The sequence below is a fragment of the Variovorax ginsengisoli genome (assembly GCF_030811835.1).
Taxonomy (GTDB): domain Bacteria; phylum Pseudomonadota; class Gammaproteobacteria; order Burkholderiales; family Burkholderiaceae_C; genus Variovorax; species Variovorax ginsengisoli_C.
This window is the reverse complement of record NZ_JAUSRO010000003.1, coordinates 81035-98938: the sequence shown is the minus strand read 5'-3', so window position 1 is coordinate 98938 and position 17904 is coordinate 81035. Positions and strand designations below refer to the sequence as shown.

Annotated in this window: 18 protein-coding genes and 1 riboswitch; of the genes, 3 read left to right on the top strand and 15 right to left on the bottom strand. The window is 66.0% G+C overall.

The features are described from left to right. Position 1 precedes the first annotated feature (1 nt). Positions 2–754, bottom strand: a complete 753-nt coding sequence (locus J2W36_RS04740; protein ID WP_307688532.1) for a Crp/Fnr family transcriptional regulator — start codon at positions 752–754, stop codon at positions 2–4. A 237-nt stretch (positions 755–991) separates the two neighbouring features. Here J2W36_RS04740 and J2W36_RS04735 point away from each other — a divergent pair, with 237 nt between their 5' ends. Beyond that, positions 992–1495, top strand: coding sequence for a Rossmann-fold NAD(P)-binding domain-containing protein (locus J2W36_RS04735; RefSeq protein ID WP_307688531.1), 504 nt, complete (start codon positions 992–994; stop codon positions 1493–1495). Positions 1496–1511: 16 nt separating this feature from the next. Here J2W36_RS04735 and J2W36_RS04730 read toward each other — a convergent pair whose 3' ends face one another. The 9 genes from J2W36_RS04730 to J2W36_RS04690 all read right to left on the bottom strand — a co-directional run bounded on the left by J2W36_RS04730 (position 1512) and on the right by J2W36_RS04690 (position 9711). Next, the gene (locus J2W36_RS04730; RefSeq protein WP_307688530.1) at positions 1512–2210 is read right to left on the bottom strand and encodes a sulfite exporter TauE/SafE family protein; all 699 of its coding nucleotides are present in this window, start codon (positions 2208–2210) and stop codon (positions 1512–1514) included. A 46-nt stretch (positions 2211–2256) separates the two neighbouring features. Continuing rightward, positions 2257–2559 (bottom strand): FixH family protein, encoded by a 303-nt coding sequence (locus J2W36_RS04725; RefSeq protein ID WP_307688529.1) that lies wholly within the window; start codon positions 2557–2559, stop codon positions 2257–2259. Between the two features lie 9 nt (positions 2560–2568). Continuing rightward, positions 2569–3981: a cytochrome c oxidase accessory protein CcoG gene (ccoG, locus tag J2W36_RS04720; RefSeq protein WP_307688528.1), complete on the bottom strand. Its 1413-nt coding sequence runs from the start codon at positions 3979–3981 to the stop codon at positions 2569–2571. 12 nt (positions 3982–3993) lie between these two features. Next, the gene (gene ccoP / locus J2W36_RS04715; RefSeq protein WP_307688527.1) at positions 3994–4905 is read right to left on the bottom strand and encodes a cytochrome-c oxidase, cbb3-type subunit III; all 912 of its coding nucleotides are present in this window, start codon (positions 4903–4905) and stop codon (positions 3994–3996) included. A 15-nt stretch (positions 4906–4920) separates the two neighbouring features. Then, entirely contained in the window at positions 4921–5061 is a 141-nt protein-coding gene (locus J2W36_RS04710) for a cbb3-type cytochrome oxidase subunit 3 (protein WP_307688526.1), read from the bottom strand. 14 nt (positions 5062–5075) lie between these two features. Beyond that, positions 5076–5705 carry a cytochrome-c oxidase, cbb3-type subunit II gene (ccoO, locus tag J2W36_RS04705; RefSeq protein WP_307688525.1) on the bottom strand — a complete coding sequence of 210 codons (630 nt, stop codon included), beginning with the start codon at positions 5703–5705 and terminating at the stop codon, positions 5076–5078. A gap of 9 nt (positions 5706–5714) precedes the next feature. Further along, positions 5715–7154 (bottom strand): cytochrome-c oxidase, cbb3-type subunit I, encoded by a 1440-nt coding sequence (gene ccoN / locus J2W36_RS04700; RefSeq protein WP_307688524.1) that lies wholly within the window; start codon positions 7152–7154, stop codon positions 5715–5717. Positions 7155–7219: 65 nt separating this feature from the next. Next, a complete protein-coding gene (gene ccoS / locus J2W36_RS04695; RefSeq protein ID WP_307688523.1) occupies positions 7220–7357 on the bottom strand; it encodes a cbb3-type cytochrome oxidase assembly protein CcoS in 138 nt (45 codons plus the stop codon). Then, positions 7357–9711, bottom strand: coding sequence for a heavy metal translocating P-type ATPase (locus J2W36_RS04690; protein WP_307688522.1), 2355 nt, complete (start codon positions 9709–9711; stop codon positions 7357–7359). Before J2W36_RS04690 ends, ccoS begins: the two co-directional genes overlap by 1 nt. Positions 9712–9813: 102 nt before the next feature. On the opposite strand from J2W36_RS04690, the gene J2W36_RS04685 reads away from it, so the two are divergent. Further along, positions 9814–10257: a universal stress protein gene (locus J2W36_RS04685; protein WP_307688521.1), complete on the top strand. Its 444-nt coding sequence runs from the start codon at positions 9814–9816 to the stop codon at positions 10255–10257. Positions 10258–10286: 29 nt separating this feature from the next. Here J2W36_RS04685 and J2W36_RS04680 read toward each other — a convergent pair whose 3' ends face one another. From J2W36_RS04680 to J2W36_RS04670, 3 genes are all read right to left on the bottom strand, one after another. Next, complete coding sequence (locus J2W36_RS04680) at positions 10287–11744, bottom strand: PepSY domain-containing protein (RefSeq protein WP_307688520.1); 1458 nt, start codon at positions 11742–11744, stop codon at positions 10287–10289. 10 nt (positions 11745–11754) lie between these two features. Then, positions 11755–13911 (bottom strand): TonB-dependent receptor, encoded by a 2157-nt coding sequence (locus J2W36_RS04675; RefSeq protein WP_307688519.1) that lies wholly within the window; start codon positions 13909–13911, stop codon positions 11755–11757. Between the two features lie 85 nt (positions 13912–13996). Next, a riboswitch (cobalamin riboswitch) is annotated at positions 13997–14218 on the bottom strand. 14 nt (positions 14219–14232) lie between these two features. Further along, on the bottom strand, positions 14233–14676 hold the full coding sequence (locus tag J2W36_RS04670; RefSeq protein ID WP_307688518.1) for a winged helix-turn-helix transcriptional regulator: 444 nt from the start codon (positions 14674–14676) through the stop codon (positions 14233–14235). Positions 14677–14811: 135 nt separating this feature from the next. Here J2W36_RS04670 and J2W36_RS04665 point away from each other — a divergent pair, with 135 nt between their 5' ends. Then, positions 14812–16002 carry an MFS transporter gene (locus J2W36_RS04665; protein ID WP_307688517.1) on the top strand — a complete coding sequence of 397 codons (1191 nt, stop codon included), beginning with the start codon at positions 14812–14814 and terminating at the stop codon, positions 16000–16002. Here the strand turns inward: J2W36_RS04665 and J2W36_RS04660 are convergent. Together J2W36_RS04660 and J2W36_RS04655 are read right to left on the bottom strand one after the other, a co-directional pair. Then, positions 15982–17025: a branched-chain amino acid ABC transporter permease gene (locus J2W36_RS04660; RefSeq protein ID WP_307688516.1), complete on the bottom strand. Its 1044-nt coding sequence runs from the start codon at positions 17023–17025 to the stop codon at positions 15982–15984. The two genes, J2W36_RS04665 and J2W36_RS04660, sit on opposite strands and share 21 nt — an antisense overlap. 4 nt (positions 17026–17029) lie before the next feature. After that, entirely contained in the window at positions 17030–17890 is an 861-nt protein-coding gene (locus tag J2W36_RS04655) for a branched-chain amino acid ABC transporter permease (protein ID WP_307688515.1), read from the bottom strand. Positions 17891–17904: the final 14 nt, after the last annotated feature.

Below are 17904 nucleotides of genomic sequence, written 5' to 3'. Positions count from 1 at the left end.
CCTATTGGAGCATGGCGGGCGCGGGCGCCAGACAGCGCTGAACGAAGGCCGACAGCGCGCCCACGTCAGGAATCTGCACATCGCGCCGGCCCTTGGTGGCGAAGCCGATCACGTTGTCGCGTGCAAGGCGCGAGAGCGCACGACTCACGCTCTCCAGTGTCATGCCCAGGTAGTTGCCGATCTCGGCGCGTGTCATGCGCAGCGTGATCTCGTCCGTGCGCATGCCTCTTTCGGCCAAAGATTCGGCCCAGTGGCGCAGGAAGTCGGCCACGCGCGCGTCGGCGGGCAGCGTGCAGACGGACATCAGCGAGTCCCGGTCATGCGCGATCTCGCGACTCATGGCGGTGTGCAACACATGCAGCAAGGCAGGATGCCTGGTGCAGGCTTCCAGCAGGGCCACATAGGGCACCACCCAGATCTCACCCGTATCCATGGCCACTGCATCGCACGCATAACGGGTGCCTGCGATGCCATCAAAGCCGAGCCAGTCGCCGCGGAACTTGAGACCCACTACCTGCTCGCGCCCATCGATCGAGAGGTTCACGATCTTGAAGAAGCCCGAGTTCAGGATGTAGAGGTTGGCGAAGCGCTCACCGGCCTGGTAGACCACGTCGCCCGTATGCACCACGCGGCGCTGCGGCTTGAGTTGCTCGCAAAGCAGCTTCAGGGTGTCCGCAGTGTGTTGACCCGCAATGGCATTGCCTATGGCGGGCAGGACGGGTGCGGGCGTCGAAGGGGTGGCGGTATTGAGCATGTGTGGACTCCTTGAAGGTCTATCGCGTGTCGTTGGAGGGATGCTAGAAAACTGCCGACAACGCAGTGACAACAGCCGGAGTCGATCGGTAACGCTCCGTGAATGCTGTGTGTCCGGCGTGTATCAGACGCCCGCGGTGCGACAGAAGTCACGCGCGCAGCACCAGCGCCTTGACCTGCATCAAATCCAACGCCTCTTGCGTCCTTACTCTTGGCAGGTCACACATTGCCCACTGCCATGCCTCTGTATCCCAAGACCCGTGCCATCGATGCCGCACCGCAGCTCTCGCCGTCGGAGGTGACCCACCTGCTGAGCCGAGCGCGACTGCTCCAGCATGCCACCCGGGACGGCAACACCCCGCTGCCGTTGCGTGGCAAGAACCTGGGGCTGTTATGCGAAACGCAGCCCGACGAGGCACAGGCGCTGTTTCGCAGCGCAGCCGAAGAACTCGGCGCGCGCGTGGCCATCACGCACTCGGGCCTGTCGCTCGCAAGCACGGCACAGGAGGTGCAGAACACAGCCCGCATGCTCGGCCGTCTCTACGAGGCCGTGGAGTGTCAGGGGCTGGCTCCCACGCTCGTGGAATGCATCGGTCTGCACGCCGGCATTCCGGTGTTCGACGGCGCAGCCATGAAAGACCACCTGATCGATCACCTGGCGCAATTGCTCGACGACAGCACTTCGCTGGAGGACAACAGGCGCTTCGTCCTCCAGGCATTGCTGCTCGAAGCCATCGCCTGAGTCGCCTGGGCGTGGCTCAGCGGCACCAGGCGTCGAACTGGCGAATGAGGTCGGACGCCACCGCTTGCGCCGCCACGCCAGCCAGCAACACGCCGGCCAGCCGCGCGCCCCATGTCTGGTGCGCGCCGCCCGCCCGGCGAAGCCGCTGCCAGAGCCAGGGACCGAGCAGCAAGGAAGTGCCGCTGCCCAGCGCAAACAACGTCATCGACATCGCGCCCTGCAGCGGTCCATTGCCGAGGCTGGCGATCATCAGCGCCGAATAGAGCAACCCACAGGGCAGCGCGATCCACAGCAGGCCGGTGGCCAGCACGCCCCGCCATGTGCGGCCGGCGAGCGGTCGCAGACGCGATTCGAGGCCACGGCCAACGCGTTGCGCCCACAGCGGCTGCCGCCCCCATACAGCCAGCATCACCCCCCAGGTGAACACGAAAACGTGCAACAGCACCCACAACGGGCGAAGCGCCGCCACCTGGTTGCTGGCCTGGGCCAGGCTGTCGACGCTCGCCGCGGCGAGCGCGCCTGCCGTCGCATAGCTGACGATGCGGCCAAGATGAAACGCAGCCGATGCCGCGACCGCCGAGCCGGCACCCTGCCCCGCGCGTGCGAGCGGCACGATCCGGATCACCGCCGTCGATGCCGCGCCGCACATCGCCACGCAATGCGGCCCGCCGGCCAGGCCCATCAGCAGCGCGGCGCTGGCGAGCGCAACCTGCATGCTCAGACCCGCCGCAAGCAGCCCTGGCGCACCATGTGCAGCCCGGTCACGGCACGGCTTTCCGGGCCGGCAACGGCACGGCTTTCCGGGCCGGCAACGGCACGTCGTCCGCAGGCGTGGCAGCGTGGTTGCGGCCGGTCAGCGCGGGCAGGAGCTTCTTCGCGGCCAGGGTCTTGTTAATCTCGACGCCTTCGCGGTAGTAGTCCTCTGACACCAGCGCGTCAGGGTTGTGCCACGCGAGCCAGAAGGTCACGAAGCTCGCGACCACCACCGCGGCGGGCCCGCCAATCACCATCCACAACAGCGGATACCGCCACCAGGGCTTGCCGTTTGTCGTTGAAGCGTTCATATCGATCTTTCAGCGCGGCACCAAAAAGGCCGCTTTCTCTGACACCTGCGCGCCACCGCCTTCTTCGCGGATGGCGAAGTGGACCGTGTGCGAGCCGGCGGACACGGCGCCATAGGGCACCTGCAGACGCACCGCAACCCAGCGCGATTGGGCGGCATCGACCACCACCGGCTCGTCTGGCGACACACTCAGTCCCTCCAGCCCATCGGCAGTGATGCGGTAGTGCTGCGGCTTTTCGGTGGCATTCATGATCTGCAGGCGATAGACGTTCTCCAGCCGTCCACCCTCGGCAATGCGCGCGAGCGAGGCGCGGTCACGCACCACATCGACCTTGAACGGCGTGCGCGCGACCAAGCTGGCCAACAGGCCCGCCACCAACAGCGTGAGCACAGCGGTGTAGACCAGCACGCGTGGGCGAAGCACACGGTGCAGCAACTGGCGGCGCGACCAGCCGGCCTCCATGCCGTTTTGCGTGTCGTAACGGATCAGCCCTGGCGGGTAAGCCATCTTCTGCATGACGGTGTCGCACGCGTCCACGCACAGGCCGCAGCCGATGCACTCGTACTGCAAGCCCTTGCGGATGTCGATGCCGGTCGGGCAGACCTCCACGCACAGGCCGCAATCGATGCAGTCGCCCAGCCCCAGCGAACGCGGGTCCGGCCCTTTGCGGCGCGGCGCGTGGGGCTCGCCGCGCTGTGGGTCATAGGTCACGATGAGCGTGTCGCGGTCGAACATGGCGCTCTGGAAGCGTGCATAGGGGCACATGTACTTGCAGACCTGCTCGCGCATGAAGCCGGCGTTGCCGTAAGTGGCAAAACCGTAGAAGAACACCCAGAACATCTCCCACGAGCCGGTCTGCGTCTGCAGGAAGGCCAGGCCCAGCTCGCGCACCGGCGTGAAGTAACCCACGAAGGTGAAGCCTGTCCACATCGCGATGCCGATCCAGACGATGTGCTTGAACCACTTCTTGACCAGTTTTTCGACCGACATCGACTCCTTGTCGAGCCGAATGCGCGCGGTGCGGTTGCCTTCGATCTTGTGCTCGACCCACATGAAGATTTCGGTGTAGACGGTCTGCGGGCAGGCATAGCCGCACCACAGCCGCCCTGCCACTGCGGTGAATAGAAACAGCGACAGCGCGCTCACCACCAGCAACCCCGAAAGATAGATCAGGTCCTGCGGATACAACACCAGCCCGAAGATGTAGAAGCGGCGGGCCGCCAGGTCGAACAGCACCATCTGCCGGCCGCCCCACTCCACCCATGGCAAGCCGTAGAACAACAGTTGGGTGAGGAAGACCATGGCCCATCGCCAGCGCGCGAACATGCCGCGCACCGTGCGGGGGTAGATCTTCCTGGAGGCCTCGTAGAGGCCGATCTCCTCGCTGCCGGCGCTGACAATGGGAATGATCTTCCGGGTCATGGCGGGGCGCCGTCAGGGCGTTGCCGCGTTGTTCGAGAAGCCCCAGACGTAGGACGCCAGCACACGGATCTGCGCGTCGGACAGACGCCCTTCCTGGGGCGGCATCTCGTTGTGCTTGCCCGCATTGATCATCTGGACAATGGCAGCCTCGCCGTAGCCGTGCAGCCAGATCCTGTCGCTCAGATTGGGCGCGCCCACGGCCTGGTTGCCGACGCCACCGATGCCGTGGCAGGCGGCGCAGGCCGTGAACTTGGACTTTCCGAGGCCAGCGCGCAGCGAGTCATGCGGTTCCCCTGACAGGCTCAAAACGTAGTTGGCCACGTTCTTCACGTCGTCCGGCGTGCCGACCGCCGCTGCCATCGGCGGCATCACGCCGATGCGTCCCTTGGTGATGGTCTCGACGATCTTCTCTGGCGTTCCGCCGTGCAGCCAATCCTTGTCCGTCAGATTCGGGAAGCCCTTGCTGCCGCGGGCGTCGGAGCCGTGGCATTGGGCGCAGTTGTTCATGAAGAGGCGCTCGCCGATCGCCCGGGCCTGCGGATCACGCGCGACCTCCTCGAGCGGCATGGCGACGTACTTCGCATAGACAGGCGCCAGCTCCTGCGCAGCCTGGGCCATGGCGCCCTCGTACTCGCTGCGCGAACTCCAGTCGGACTGGCCCTTGAAGCTGCCGAGGCCCGGAAAAACGAACAGGTAGCCCAGTCCGAAGACGATGGTCAGCACGAAGAGCCCAACCCACCACAAGGGCAACGGGTTGTTGGCCTCGCGCAGGTCTTCGTCCCAGACGTGGCCTGTGGTGTTGTCCGCGCTGGCGACCACCCGCTTGCGGGCCGTCAGCCATAGCAGGAGCGCGCAGGCGAAGATGCTCACCAGCGAAATGATCGCCACATAGTTCGACCAGAAATGGTTGATGAAATCGCTCATCGTCGTACTCTTTCGTCAGTCCCGCTCGAACGGCAAGCGGGCCGCTTCTTCGAAGGCTTGGGTGTTGCGGCGCGAACAGGCCCAGACCACGATTCCGATGAAGACAATGAAGCAGGCGACGGTGGCCGCCACGCGCAAGGTGGTGATGTCGATCATGTTCTTGTCTCTCGCTACTTGAGCGCCAGGCCCAGGGATTGCAGGTAGGCCACGGTGGCTTCCATCTCGGTCTTGCCGCTGACCGCCGCAGCCGCGCCGGCGATTTCCTCGTCCGTGTAGGGCACGCCCACACGGCGCAGGGCACGCAGATGGGCGGGCATCGCCTCGGCATCGACCTGCGTCTTCTCCAGCCACGAATACGCCGGCATGTTCGACTCGGGCACCAGGTCGCGCGGATTGTTCAGGTGAATGCGGTGCCATTCATCGCTGTACTTTCCACCCACGCGATGCAGGTCGGGGCCTGTGCGCTTGCTGCCCCACTGGAACGGATGGTCGTACACGAACTCGCCGGCCACCGAGTAATGACCGTAGCGCAGCGTCTCGGAACGGAAGGGGCGGATCATCTGCGAATGGCAGTTGTAGCAACCCTCGCGCAGGTAGACGTCGCGGCCGGCCAGTTGCAGCGGCGTGAGCGGCTTGACGCCCAGCACCGGCTCGGTGGTCGACTTCTGGAAGAACAGCGGCACGATCTCCACGAGGCCGCCGATGGCCACCACGAAGAGGATCAGCACGATCATCAGCAGGTTGTTGGTCTCGATCTTCTCGTGGGTGAAACCGGTGGGTGTGTCTTGTTTCGGGTTCATCGTGGGTCCTCAGGCGTGGGCCATCACCGGGGGCGGAATTTCCGCACGCACCGAGTAGCCCGAGATGACGGTCATCCAGACGTTCCATGCCATCACCAGCATGCCGGACAGGTAAAGAAGGCCGCCGATCAGGCGCACCACATAGAACGGGAAGGTGGCCTTCACGCTCTCCACGAAGGTGTAGGTGAGCGTGCCGTCGGGGTCGATCGCGCGCCACATCAGGCCCTGCATGACGCCGGCAATCCACATGGCGGCGATGTACAGGACGATGCCGATGGTGGCCATCCAGAAGTGCACCTCGATGGCCTTCACACTGAACATCTCGGTGCGGCCGTACATGCGCGGGATCAGGTAGTAGAGCGACCCCATGGTGATGAAACCGACCCAGCCGAGTGCGCCCGAGTGCACATGGCCGATGGTCCAGTCCGTGTAATGGCTCAGGGCGTTGACGGTCTTGATGGACATCATCGGTCCCTCGAAGGTCGACATGCCGTAGAACGACAGCGCCACGATCAGGAAGCGCAGGATCGGGTCGGTACGCAGCTTGTGCCAGGCGCCCGAGAGCGTCATCACGCCGTTGATCATGCCGCCCCAGCTTGGCGCGAGCAGGATGAGGGAGAACACCATGCCCAGCGACTGGGTCCAGTCCGGCAGCGCCGTGTAGTGCAGGTGATGCGGACCTGCCCACATGTAGGTGAAGATCAGCGCCCAGAAGTGGACGATGGAAAGCCGGTACGAATACACCGGGCGGCCGACCTGCTTGGGGATGTAGTAGTACATCATTCCCAGGAAACCCGCCGTGAGGAAGAAGCCCACCGCGTTGTGGCCATACCACCACTGCACCATCGCGTCCTGCACACCGGCGTAGGCCGAATAGCTCTTCATCCAGCCTGCCGGAACTTCAGCGCTGTTGACGATGTGCAGCAGCGCCACCGCGATGATGAAGGCGCCGAAGAACCAGTTCGCCACGTAGATGTGGCGCACGCGGCGCATGCCGATGGTGCCGAAGAACACGATGGCGTAGGCCACCCAGACCACCGCGATCAGGATGTCGATGGGCCATTCGAGCTCGGCATACTCCTTGCCGCTGGTGTAGCCCATCGGCAGGCTGATGGCGGCCGCCACGATCACCGCCTGCCAGCCCCAGAACACGAAGGACGCGAGCTTCGGTGCGAAAAGGCGGACCTGGCAGGTGCGCTGCACCACGTGAAAACTGGTGGCCATGAGCGCGCAACCGCCGAACGCGAAGATGACCGCGTTGGTATGCAGTGGCCGCAGCCGCCCATAGCTCAGCCATGGAATGCCGAGGTTGAGTTCGGGCCATGTCAGCTGGGAGGCAATGATCACGCCCACCAGCATGCCGACCACGCCCCATACCACGGACATGAGGGCGAACCGCCGCACGACCGTGTCGTCGTATACAGCGGCGGGAGGGTTCGGTTGTTGCATCGTCGTGCCCTTGAATGAGTTGGAGGCAGTTTCGATGCACCCCTCCTCGGAGGGGTTGATGCAAATCAATCGCCGCGCAGAATGCGGTCGCCTTCGGCCTCGATGTCCTCGAACTGGCCACGCTCGATCGCCCACCAGAGCCCGCCGAGGATCGCCAGAACCAGCATCACTGACAGCGGTATGAGCAGGAAGAGGATGTCCATCAGTGGCCTGCGTTGCGGTGGATGGTGCCCCGCGCGAGGCGCGCCGCATTGAGCACCACGACGAGCGAACTCATCGCCATGCCCAGGCCGGCCAGCCACGCGGGCAGCCAGCCGACGACCGCCAGCGGCACGCACAGCGCGTTGTAGCAGGCAGCCCAGCCCAGGTTCTGGCGCACCACACGCAGCGTGCCACGCGCCTGCGCAATGGCCTCGGGGATGGTGGCGAGCCTGTCGCCCAGCACCACGAAGTCCGCACGAGCGCGTGACAGAGGTACCGACCGCCCAAAGGCGAAAGAGGCGTTCGCGCGTGCCAGCGACGGGCCGTCGTTCAGGCCATCGCCGACCATGGCGATCCGCCGCCCTTCGGCTTGGAGGCGCCAGAGCACATCGAGCTTTTTCTCAGGGGTGCAGTCGCCCTGCGCAAAGTCGATGCCCGCGCGTGCCGCCACATCCTTGGCAGCGCCGTCACGATCGCCAGAGAGCAGCCGCACCTCCAGGCCCTGCGCACGCAACGCCGCCACGGCAGCAATCGCGTCGGGGCGGAGCTCTTCGGCCAGAAGGAAGCTGGCGACCCAACCGTCTTCGTCGGACACATGCACCTGTGCCGCGTCGACCGCCAGCGGCGCGACATTGCAGAAGGTCGATGCACCCAGGCGTACGCGCCTGGCTGCCTGCACGCCCGCATTCGGCCGGCGCATGAGGCCCTCGAGCCCCAGGCCCGCCGTCTCGCTGACCTGCGCCACGTGCCAGCCGGGTGACGCGCGAAACTGCGCCTGCCAGGCATTCGTGAGCGCGAGCGCCACGGGATGCAGGGACTGCGCCGCGAGCGCTGCTGCCATCTCCAGCGCATCGCCAGGCCGCAGGCCTGGCCGGCAGTAGACCCGCTCAAGGCGGGGAATGTCGCCGGTCAAGGTGCCGGTCTTGTCGAACACCACCGTGTCGACCGTCGCCAGCGCCTCCAGCGCCTGCAGGTTCGACGTCAGCACGCCACCACGCGCCAGGGCGCCAGCACTCGCGAGCATCGCGGCCGGTGTCGCCAGCGAGAGCGCGCAGGGGCAGGTCACGATGAGCACCGCGACCGCCACCATCAGCGCCTTGCCCGGATCCGTGTGCCACCAGAAGAGCGCCGACAGCGCCGCCGATGCGAGCACCGCAGCGAGAAACGGCCGCGCCACCCGGTCGGCCAGCAGCGCCAGGCGTGGCTTGCGCAAGGCAGCGCTTTCCATCAACCGTACGATTTGCGCGAAACGCGTGCCCTCGCCCACCGATTCGACCCGCACCTGCACCACGGCAGACAGGTTGTGGCTACCGGCGAGCACGCGGTCTCCGCAAGGGTGCTCCACGGGCCGGGACTCTCCCGTCAACAGGGCTTCGTCGGCGCTGGTGGCACCGTCGATCACCGTGCCGTCGGCCGGAAAGGCTTCGCCAGGACGCACGCAAACCACGTCGCCCACGGCGAGCCTGCGTACGGCCACACGGGCCCAGCTGCCATCGGCCGCGAGGCGATCGATGCTGTCGGGCAGCCGGTTCATCAGTGCCTCGAGGGCGCCAGCGGTGCGGTCGCGCAGGCGTGCCTCGAACCAGCGGCCGGTCAGCAGGAAGAACACGAACATCGTCAGCGAGTCGAAATAGACCTCCCGCCCCAGCGCCCCGCTCGCATCGAAGGTTGCCGCGCTGCTGACGGCAAAGGTCACGAGCACGCCGAAGGCAACCGGCAGGTCCATGCCGACACGCCCCATGCGCAAGTCGCGCCACGCGCTGCGAAAAAACGGTCCGCATGAGAACAGCACGACCGGCAGCGTGAGCACCCAGGAGGCCCAGCGCAGCAACTGCGCGGCATCGGCGGTCATGTCGCCCGGCCTGGCAATGTAGGCGGGGTACGCGTACATCATCACCTGCATCATGCACAAGCCCGAGACCAGCCAACGCCACAGCGCCATGCGCAGATCACGCGAACGCTGTGCGCTTGCGAACTGGCTGCCTGAGGGAAGCAAGGGGTAGCCGGCAGCAGCAGAAGCCTCGAACCAGCGGGAAGGCCGGGTGGCTGCAGCCGACCACACCACCTGCGCCCGCTGGCTCGCCGCGTTGACCTGCACGTCGATCACGCCCGACACCTTGCGCAGCGCTGCTTCGACAGTGAAGGCGCAGGCAGCGCAATGCATGCCCTGCACCATGACCTGCGACGTCCACTCCCCGCTGGCCGCTTCGCCCTGCGCAAGCTGGCCGAACGCGGGCCATTCGGCCGGATCGTCCAGCGCCTGCCAACGCGCGTCGGCGGGCGGCGCGAACCCGGCTTGCACGGATGCGGGGGAAAGCGCAGGGAGTGGGGGAAGCGGGACGAACGCGGCTTGCATTGAGGGAGGCTAAGGGTCATCCTCGCCCGCCTCCTTGATCTGCATCAATGTGCAGCGCCGCCGTCTGCCTAAGCTCACGGCACACTTTCAAGGAGACTCTGGATGTTCAAACGTATCCTTGTCACCACCGACGGCTCCAAGCTCTCCCAAAAGGCAGTCACGACTGCCATTGCCCTGGCGGCCCAACACGACGCCAATCTGGTGGCGCTCAACGTGATCCCGCGCTATCCACGGGACTACTTCGAGGGCTCGATGGCTTTTTCAGTCGAAGACATCGGCCGCGTGGAGAAACAATGGGCAGACAAGGCGCAGGCAATGCTTGACGACGTGAGCAGCCGTGCGAAGGAGAGCGGTGTGCGTATCAAGACGGTGACGGCCAATTCCGACCTCGTGGCGGAATCGATCATTGCAGCGGCCAAGAAGCAGAAGAGCGACCTGATCGTGATGGCCTCGCACGGCCGCAAGGGGATCAAACGGCTGCTGCTGGGCAGCGAGACACAGCATGTGCTGACGCATTCGACGGTGCCGGTGCTGGTGCTCCGATAGCGCCACAGCCTGGCGGTCGAAGTGCCCTCCTACCGAATGAGACGGCGCCACCCCAGCACCAGGCCGGTCACCGACACGACCAGCCCCATCAACGACAAGGCCCACATGGTGAGGTACCACCACGTCGTTTTCAGGAACAGCGGGAAGTCCAGGCTGTGCAAGCCGTTGAAGAGCCAGCGCCGCAGCCGGCTGTCGGCGGTGCTCGTGGCCAGCAGCTGGCCGCTGACGGCGTCGACGTGGTACCACGTTGCCGACGCGTCGTGCAGCACGATGCGCCACACCGGAAGCACCACGGGCACGTGGCGTGCGTACCAGTAGCGGTCGGGCGCCGTCAGCAGCACGGGCGGATCAGCGTCCACACCGGGATGGGCAAGCCGCACGGCCTTCCACAATTCGCCGGCACGCACCGTGAGGGGCTGCCCGCTGCGCGCGTCGACGGCACGGTGCCCGCCCGGATCCGACAGCACCCACACCGGCTCGCCCGCGAACCATGTCGCCTCCACCGCTTTCACAGAGCGTGCGCCAGCCGGCATGCGCTGCAGGACCGCGATGTCATGGGTGAACACCTGTCCAGCCTGTCCGAAGCGCGCAGCCGCATCGCCAGGGGTGCTGTGCGACAGCCAGCGCCCCGGTCCCATGGACACCCAGCCGCTGAAGACCCACGTCAGGATCGCGATGCCGCCCACCAGACCCAGCAGGTGGTGCCAGGCCATCCATCCACGGTACGGCGTCACGGCAGTGCCACGGTAGCGGCGCCGCAGCCGGACCCTCAAGGTACCGACGATCAGGCCCGTCGCTGCCGACACCATCGCCAGCGCCGAGGTCCACAGCACCAGCTGGCGCCAGAAGTCGGCGTGCCGTCGAATCGGCGCGTACGTGTAGTAGTGCAGCAAGGTACCGAACACCGTCCAGCGCCGCTCGAAGGCGGTCGAGTCGCGGACCACCTCGCCCGTTCGGGCCGACACGTACAGTTCGGTTCCCGCCGCGTCGTCGAGCGCAACGCGGTGCAACGGCCGCGCCTTGTCGAAGCTGCTGGCGTTGGGAAGCGTCCACGGATCATCGACCTGCGTCTCCTGGTAGCGCGCGGTCGCACCGCCGAATGCCTGCGCAATCGCTTCGGCGCTGCGAGGCGAGAACGCGGGCAGCGCGGTACCGGAGGCGGAGACCACATGGTGGCCGCCACGCGCATCGATCACCCGCCACACGACCGCGTCGGCGCTGCGCTCCAGCGTGACCTTGCGCGGCGCGTCGACGCCAATCTGCGCCAATGCGCTGGCGGGCGAAGCCCGCACCTGTTGCAAGTCCAGCGCCGGCAGGCCTTCGAGCCTTTCCTGCGGCGTCAGCGTTGGAAAACGGACGTGCAGCATCACCAGCCCGGAGATGAACCAGAGCACGAACAGCAGGCAGCCGGCAATGCCCAGCCAGCGGTGCGTCAGGTACAGCGCGTGCCGCAGAGGCCGCCAGATCGCACGCAGCGGTGTGCGCATGTGTCGGCTGTCAGAAACGCACGTGGGCAGACAGCTCCACCGAACGCGGTCGGCCGAGGACCCACTGGTTGTTGCTGTTGTAGAGCGTCTGCGCGTACACCCGGTCGGTCAGGTTGTACGCGTGCAGCGCCAGCACCGTTCCCGGACGCACGGCCCAGCGCAAGCTCGCGTCGGCCACCGTGAACGACGGGGCGCGGCTGCTGTTGGCGTTGTCCACCTGGCGCGGCCCCACATACCGCACGCCGAATCCTGCCTCCCATTTCGGCAGAAAGGCCCAGGTGGCCCAGGCGTTGGCCATCTTCTCGGGCACACCCGGGGGCGTGTTGCCGTTGCGCGAGACGACCCGGTTGGCCACCACCTCGTTGAAATCGTCATACCTGGCGTCGAGCAGCGCGCCGTTCAGATCGAACCGCAGCCGGGACGTCGGCGCGTAGCTCAGCGATGCTTCGATGCCGCGCGAGGACTGCGCGCCGACCTGCTGGTACCGGGTGGCGTCCACCGCATCGCGGATGAGCAGCTTGTTCTTTTCGATCCGGTAGGCCGCCAATGTGAATTCGCCTTTGCGGCCGTCGAACAGCTGCTTCCATCCCACCTCCGTCTGCTTGCCGGTCGACAGGTCGAACTGGCTTTGCTGCAGCGTCGTGTTCACCACACCGCCCAGCGGGTCCGCCGCCGTGGCGTACTGCGCATAAACAGAGCTGGTCGGCGTCAAGGCATACACCGCGCCGATGCGGCCCGAGGTGTGGGTGAAATCCTTGTGCACGTCGGGATCGACGCGCTTGGTGTCCTGCTTGGCGTAGTCGATCGAATCCCAGCGCAGCCCACCGACCAGCGCCAGCGTCTCGGTGAGCTTGAACTGGTCTTCGGCAAAGAGCGAACGCGTGTCGGTCTGGGTGGTGAAGAGCTCGCCGACCGTCAAGCCCGATGTCGGAAAGCTGCCGGGAACGAAGTTATAGGGGTCCAGCGACTGCGCCGCAGCGCTGTCGTTGCGCGTGCGGTCGTACTTCAGCCGGTTGATGTCGAAGCCCACCGTCAACGTATTGGCAAAGCCGCCGATCGCGTGCTTGAGCGTGGCGTCGAAACGATTGCCCACCTGATCGAGCGTGTAGTCGATGCCGATGAAGCCCGACCGTGTGATGCGGCCCGTGGCAGGCACATAGGCGTAGTTCTCTGCGTTCTGCCAGTGGCGGTCGGAGGCGATCCGGTAAAGCGAATTGCGCAGCGTGACGGCCGACGACGGCGTCCACTCGGCATCGAGCCGCGTCCACTGGTCGCGAAACTTCAGTTCGGCATCGCTCACGTTGAAGTTGGCATTGCGCAGGGCCGGGTCGATGCGTCCGTTCACCAGGGGCATGCCGAAGTACGGCGACGGCGCCTGCTTGCCGTCGTCATGTGACAGCGTGAAATGCAGATCGGGCGTGACGTCCAGGCGCAAGGCACCCGCGGCCACCAGCGACCGGGAGGCGCTGCGGTCGACGTCGCCGTCGGAGCGGTTGCGCGACAGGTCGACACGGTAGGACCATTGCTCGTTGATCGCGCCGCCGCTGCCGAAGGCGGTGCGCACGGTGTTCTGCGAGCCGTAGGCCAGCCGCACTTCGTTGCTGATGGGCGTCTGCGTCGGCTTCTTGGGCACGGTGTTGATCGCCCCGCCAATGGCGCCCTCGCCGAAGAGTACCGACGCCGGGCCGCGCAGCACTTCGATGCGTTCGGCCTGCCAGGGATCGAATGGAAAGGTGACGGTGCCGCCCGACACGTACTGGCGCGTGCCGTCGTAGAGCCGCATGACGGAGGTGTTGCCGGCAAAGCCGCGTGCCGCCAGGGCACCGCCCGCGGACGATGACGACTGGGTGATGCCCGTCGCGCGGGACGCCGCATCGGCGATCGACTGATCGCCGCGCTGGCGAAGGGTTTCGCCTTCGATCACGTCGACCGAAGCAGGCGTTTCCATGGCGGTCAAACCCAGCCGGCTGCCCGTCGCCTGCGGGGTGGTGAGCGTCTGGGGCGTTTCGATGAAGACGCCCGATTGCACCGTGACCGGCGCCAACGTGGCGTTCTGTGCGTGCGCACCAGTGGCCACAGCCAGGGTCGCAACCGCACAAGGGACATGGGAAAGGGAGAATCGCGCGAACGCGCGCACGGCCAGGCCGTGGCGGTGGGAGTAGGTCATTTTGGATACCGGAACCATGCGTCCTCGCTGGCATCCCCGCCAGGTCTGGACATTACGGCCGATGGCGCCCTGGCAATCACGGCGCGCATCGACCACTTCGTTGGCCGGTATCCGGGCTGGGCGGAAAAAACGCCTCCGACCTTCCCAGCCATCGAAGATGGCCAGTGGTCATGTGAGAGACGCCGAATCCGAGGATTCTTCCGACGACCGTTGCGGGGGCAGCGCAGGTCAGGTCATCGACCCTCCTGCTTCCCGTTGAACTGCATTCCAGAAAAGGTCCGCGAGCACCAACGCGAGGATTCTATGGCAGCGCAGACCCGTTCACTTGTCCAGCACGACCACATCGCCAGGCACCAGCCTGCCGCCACCGGCACTCGACACCTCCAGGCGCGCGACTGGTTTTCCAGTGCTTCGTTCGACCAGCCGCGAACGGCGCTCACCCTTGCGAAAAAGATGGCCTTCGCCCCACTGCCTCAAGCTCACGATGACGGGGAAGAGCAACTGGCCCTTCGCGGTCAGCACGTACTGCTGATACGCAGAGCCATCGGCGGCGGGCTGGACCTCCAGCACACCGTCCTCCACCAACGCCTTGAGACGGCTTGCCAGGATGTTGCGCGCCATGCCCAGGCTGGCCTGGAAGTCTCCGAACCGGCTCACGCCATCAAAGGCATCCCGCACGATCAGCAGCGACCAGCGGTCGCCCACAACGTCCAACGCCCTTGCCACCGGACAGGTCGCCGTGTTCATCCGCTTTCGTTCAGCCATCGATATTGCTCCCGTGGACGTCCGCATGAACGCCTGCAAGTTGCATTTTAAAACCGATGGGGTAAGCTCCTTCTAGTTTTAATTTAAAACCAGAATCCCATGATGCTCTCATCCCACCACGACAGGACAACGACCATGCCGCGGGCATTGGTCGGTCTCTTCGCATGCACCAGTGGCGCCAGCGTTGCCAATGTGTATTTCGCGCAGCCTTTGCTCGATGCACTGGCGACGGACTTCGGTGTCGCACTGGGTGCCATCGGAGCGGTCGTGACAGCTACACAGGCCGGGTCGCTGCTTGCCCTGCTCCTGCTTGTGCCGCTGGGAGACCAGTACGACCGCCGGCGGCTCGCTCGCCTGCAACTGGCGGGCCTCATCCTCGCCTTGATGTTCGTGGCCTCGACGCAAAGCACCTGGGGCCTGATGACCGGCATGCTGGCGGTGGGGCTGCTGGGCACGGCAATGACGCAGGGAATGATCGCCTACGCAGCGAGCACCGCATCCGCCCATGAACGTGGACGCGTGGTGGGCGCTGCACAAGCCGGCGTGGTCATGGGCATCCTGCTGTCCCGGGTCTGGTCGGGCGCGGTGGCCGACCTGGTCGGCTGGCGTGGGGTGTATGCAGGCTCGGCCGCTGTCATGGCCATTCTGGGGGTGCTGATATGGCGTCAGTTGCCTGTGCAGACGGTCCAACGCTCGCGCTTGCCTTACTTCAGCCTGGTGCAGTCGACCCTGGCCTTCCTGCTGACGGACCGCACGTTGCAGGTCCGCGGCATCCTGGCCTTGCTGATGTTCGGGGCCTTCAGCATCTTCTGGAGCTCGCTGGCGTTGCCGCTCACCGCAGCCCCACTGTCGTTGTCGCATTCAGCCGTGGGGGCGTTCGGGCTGCTGGGCGCCGTCGGCGCCTTCTTCGCAGGGCGCGCAGGACGCTGGGCCGATCGCGGCTGGGCGCAGCGCACAAGCGCAGGTGCACTCGTCCTTCTGTTGCTCGCATGGATTCCCCTGCGGTTCCTGGACACCTCCCTTTGGTGGCTGGCCATCGGCATCCTGCTGCTGGACGTAGGCTGCCAAGCGCTGCATGTCACCAACCAGGCCCTGATTCTGGTGCGGCCGGCCGCAGCGCATGGTCGCCTGATCGCCTGCTACATGCTCTTCTACGCCTTGGGCAGCGGCGCGGGTGCGCTGGCATCGACCGCCGTCTATGCCCGGGCCGGTTGGTCCGGCGTGTGCATGCTGGGTGCGAGCGTGAGCATGCTGGCGCTCATCGTCTGGGCAGCGACTTCCTCTCGCCAGTGCGCGCCGGAGCCCTCAACCGGGGCGTGCCCGTGATGGGCTGCGAACGCGTGGAACCAGTTGCCGGCGAACAGGAAAAATCGACAGGCCCCAGCGTTCCTGCGCGTAGCCCCAAAGGCCCTGCTTGAAGAAGAGCGTGCAAATGACGGCCAGCAGGCCCAGCCCGAGCAGGTACCAGGTACCGTAGTCGCTGAAGAACTTGCCGAGCGCCCAGAAGATGAGCGCACCGACCAGCGGGCCTTCGATGCGGCCAATGCCGCCGATCACGACCATGAAGATGGCGAAGGCCGACCAGTTCACGCTGAAGGCCGCGTCGGGGCTGATGCGCAGGTTGCCAACGAAATACAGCGCGCCCGCGAGCCCGGCGCCGAAGGCCGCGACCACATACACCGCCAGCTTCATGCGCGCGACCGGGACGCCCTGCGATTCCGCCGCCACCTCGTTGTCGCGGATCGCGAGCAGTGCCAGCCCGCGCTTGCTGCGCAGGAACAGATAGACCAGCGCGATGGCCGCCACCACGCAGGCCAGCGCCATCCAGTAGGTCGTGCTTTCTCGTGTCGCCTTGTCGATGCCGCGCAAGGCCGTGAGCGTGGTGCCGGAGCCGCCGCCGACCGCCGAGACGTTGGCGAACGACAACCGAAAAACCTCGGCGATGACCCAGGTGCCGATCGCGAAGTACCCACCGGACAGCCGGAACGCCACGAAGGACACGGGAATCGCCACCAGCCCCGCCGCCAGCGCACCCAACGGAATCGCGACGAAGGGGTTGATGCCGGCGAAATTGCCGAGCATTAGCATGACGTAGCCACCGAAGCCGAAGAAGGCCTGCTGCCCGATGCTCACCATGCCGCCGTAACCGGCCAGCAGGTTCCACATCATCGCAAAGATGAAGTAGCAGGCGATCTCGACGAACTCGCGCATCCAGCTCGACTCGCCCCAGAAGGGAAGACTCGCCGCGATCAGGACGAGCGCAATGCCAATGCCGAGCGCGGCGCGGCTGACGCGCGTGCCGCGGATCACGTCGAACTCGGGGTGGGTCGGTGCAGTCGACAGGTTCATCGATTCAGCCTTTCGTCTTTGGAAAAAGGCCCTGCGGCCGCAGCACCAGCACAGCCAGGAACACGATGTGCCCGAACCAGATGCCCCAGCCCGGGTCGAGCCGGAAGCCGATCTGCTGCGCCAACCCGAGAATCATTGCGCCGGCCATCGTGCCCCAGAAGGAGCCCATGCCACCAATGATCACGGCCTCGAAGGCGAACAGCAGCAACAACGGCCCATCCGACGGCGACACCGTGGTGCGCATGCCCTGCAGCGCGCCCGCGATGGCGATCAGCACGAAGGCAATGGCCGTCGCCAGCGCATAGACCTTGCGGGCGTCCAGGCCCATCAGCCCGGCGATCTCGGGGTCGTCCGACACGGCGCGGAACGAGCGGCCCAGCGCCGTGCGCGCGAACAGCCATTGCAGCAGTGCGGTCGCGATGATTGCCACCGCGAGCACAACCAGCGGCAACACGCCCAGCGACATCGCGTCGCCCACCTGCACGCCCTGGGTGGCCAGCGTGCCGATCTCGACCGCGCGCGGATCGGCAGAGAACAGCTCGAGCAGCAGGTTCTGGATCACGATCGACAGGCCGAAGGTCACCACCAGCGAAGGCAGCGGGTCCTTTCCCAGCGTGCCGTTGAGCACGTAGCACTGCAGCGCATAGCCGAAGCCGAATGCGAGCGGCAGCACGGCCAGCGCGACCCAGCCGGGTTCGCCGCCCGTCAGCGCGATGCCGCCGATCACCGCAAAGGCGGCCAGGATGATGAAGTCGCCGTGGGCCGTGTTGGTGAGCCGCATCACGCCGAACATCAGCGACTGGCCGAGCGCGAACAGGGTGTAGAGGCCGCCCAGCAAGACGCCCTGGACAAGGGTTTCGATCATGGTGTGTGGTGCCG